The 3,186-nt window shown below is 37.4% G+C and carries 2 protein-coding genes and 1 tRNA gene; all 3 read right to left on the bottom strand.

The genetic code is table 11. The annotated features are described in order from the left end of the window. Positions 1–452: 452 nt before the first annotated feature. Entirely contained in the window at positions 453–2,201 is a 1,749-nt protein-coding gene (locus tag FJ366_04240) for a hypothetical protein (protein MBM3894775.1), read from the bottom strand. Between the two features lie 278 nt (positions 2,202–2,479). Continuing rightward, entirely contained in the window at positions 2,480–2,755 is a 276-nt protein-coding gene (locus FJ366_04235) for a GIY-YIG nuclease family protein (protein ID MBM3894774.1), read from the bottom strand. A 327-nt stretch (positions 2,756–3,082) separates the two neighbouring features. Further along, positions 3,083–3,172 (bottom strand) — tRNA-Ser (locus tag FJ366_04230). Positions 3,173–3,186: the final 14 nt, after the last annotated feature.

Raw genomic sequence — 3,186 nt, 5'->3', positions numbered from 1 at the left:
AGTGAACTGTTTTTCGACTTGGTTTGCAAAATAATCAAAAAAGACGCTCGCACAACCACTTAACCAAGTTAGAGGAAAATCCTGCGAAGCCAGTATTTATCCAACTGCATCTTTTTCGCAAAAGTGCAGTTGAAACGGAGAAACGGAGAAAAATTTGCCAAAAATGATGCAAAATTAGCTGACTACAGAGAAGAAAAAGTGCAGATGAAAATGAAAAGCAGAAAGCTACAAGAAGCCGCCACACTTAAGCTGGTAAGGGGATAAGAAAAATTGCAAAAACCTACGGGAGACTTGGTTTGCAATGAGGCTACTGGCGGAGCAAATGACCCCATTTGCGAACCACTCTCGCAATTTTTGAGACCTTGATTTATATGGCTCCAAAGGCACTTTTCATATCAACCGAAAAGTTCGAAACCGATTCAAGCGAAGATGTGGGTGATACCTTTTACGAACTAAAATCTTTTTAGTTGTTCTTGGCTTAGTTGAGCAACTTCTGTTCCCAAAATTTTTGCATTTGGTTTTGGATAAAATAAATCATCTTTATCTGGTTTGCAGAATTGTTTTCCCTGAATAGTAGTTATAATTTTGTCAAATCTTTGACGTGGAATTTGAAAGGTATATTCATTCACATGAGTAAAAGAATGATCAACATCTGCTGGAAGATTATGACTAAAATCATTTCGGCTTATTGCAGCTTCAACTCCATTTTGAGCAAAAAAATCTACTACTTTTTCACCGGTAACATCACCAAGATAAATTGAAATTCGGCAATTATTTCCATCAAAAGAAGCTCGATTGATTTTGTTAGTATTGGGTAGTGAAGAATTGATTGCACCGATAACACCTTCAGCTCCTGAAACTTGTGGCACTTCATGAGAATTTCCCTTGGGAAAATAAGGAGTTGCTTCAAAGAATGGATTTGGCACCAACCCAACTTCCCCAGCTTTACTCAAAAAATAATCACTACTAACAATTTCAAACAAATGTCCAATTTTTTGACGCAAAGCTTTCTCCTCAAGCATGGTGTTATAGCCTAAGCGTTCACCTTCTTGCGGTTGATATCTTCTGATGTGATCAGCCTCACTCTCTACTGGTCGTCCTTCTTTTCTTTGATGAGGAATAGTGTTCAATTCCTCAACACGGCTTGATAATGCTGGTTCAACAAATTGTGATAATAACACCTCATCAGAGCGCAGACCGAAAACTGGATTTTTTACATAACCACCTTCTGCACGAACACGATCAATATTGATCGATTCAATTTCACCTTCAGCCTTTCTTGAACCAACTTCGGTTCTTCCACCAAAAGGGCTTTGATAAACATATGATTGTAACAATTCTTCATGTTGTTCTCTGGTCATTGATGCAAGACGATTTGCCGCTTCATAACCAATAGTTCCGCAATATACATAACCACGATGTTGTTGTGGCTCAGAACTGTTGAAATATTTGTCACTAACAAATTTCAAACCTCTTTCTTCAAAAGCTTTTTTAACTGTAGCAGCAACAATTATTTGTGAATTCCAACCACAGGCAATTGAATTTTGCGTCGCTTCTAAACCATTACGAATCAAGGCCGAAGATGGATCAAAGAAATGCACTAAAGGCGCTTCTTCATCAACTTTTTTTCTTATAGTCAGACACATACCGTGATTACCACCAGTAGTTCCAAAGGCTTCAATCTGATAAGTTTTTTCTAGATCAACACCTTGCTGTTTAGCTTTATCAATATCTTCAATTATATGTCGTTTTAAAGAGCTGTGAATCTGATTATTCTGTAGAAAAATATTTGAGTGTTTCATTGAACCATCTGGTGCTACTAAATCTTCATTTTTTACCGAAACAATTTCATGAAGACGCTGATTAGGGCTTTTCTTGTCTTTCAAATAAGCTAAAATTAGTTCCATGCCTTCAGAACCAATAACATAATTGTCATGTCTTAACTCACCTCTTTCATGACCGTAACCCATAAGACCGCAATCATTCAAAAATTCAGCCATTTTTTGTTGATGAGTTTCTATGTAAGATTTTTTGTCAGCGGATGACTGATAACCAGTAATTAATGCAACATATTCAGGGTTGGATTTTGCCTGATTAGCCATAAATGCTACCGCAGAAACCAATTCTGGTCTTGTATTATCAACTATTTCAACAATTCGCTCTGTAGAAAGAGGTGCAAAACTTTTTAGAGTATAAGGCATAACTTTTATAATAATTTTTTAGTAAAAAAAATCTCGAGCAGCCCCATTCTACCCACTAAAATTAATTTTTCTAATCTAAAAAAGTTCGAAAATCATTTTTATAGAAACCAGTTTGTGTGAATAAAATTTTAAATTCTCCAAATCTCCATTTCATGTACACCGAGTTTTGATCAGCAATATCAAGGCTTTACAAAAGTCCGTTAGAAAAAAATCTCCAAATTTCTCCATTTTTCTCAACAATAAGAAATTCTCCACGAGTTTGCAAAAAGGTTCACCCGCTATGCAGGTATGTTTTCGAGCTTTTTTGAGTGAATGCGACCTTGTTTCTTAGCAAAAATTCTGCCATTTCCTGATTTTAAAAATTTCTCAAAATTCTTGGCTTTTTCTTGCTGCTCAAATGCGATGTAGTTTTTGATTTTCCAAGGAAGAAATTTATTGGTGTGGATTGATTTACCGGAATTGTGTTCGGATAATCTGCGTTTTAGATCTGAAGTGTAGCCTATGTAGAAGCGGTTTGGGTCTGATAGGGAATTTAGGATGTAGGTGTAATACATTTTCTGAGAGGTGAATCAGAATCACTAATGAGTTTGTTGGACTAACCCTTTTACGCACTTTGTGCTACAGCGCGGTCGCTTTCGCTAATCGCTTCAACTCAATTGTGCTTCGCTAAAGTTGCGCTGTAGCGAAGCGTAAGCGAATGGCGGACTTAGGTGAGATGGCGCGCCAGCATTATAAATGCTTGGCGCTTGCAAACGCTTGTTTTTCTAAACTCGCATTGCTCGTTAAGAAAAAGCTACGCTTTTTGTCGAACTCACGAACCGTGAGTAACTCATCTCACTCGCCAAACAAAAAAAGCCAGCTTTTGGCTGGCTTTTTTAATTTGGCGGACAGGGTGAGATTCGAACTCACGGTACGCATGAACGCACGGCAGTTTTCAAGACTGCTGCCTTAAACCGCTCGGCCACCTGTCCATAATAAAATTAAT

The sequence above is a fragment of the Candidatus Dependentiae bacterium genome, assembly GCA_016871815.1.
Lineage (GTDB): Bacteria > Babelota > Babeliae > Babelales.
The sequence above is the reverse complement of the archived record's forward strand: the minus strand, read 5'-3'. Positions and strand labels throughout refer to the sequence as shown.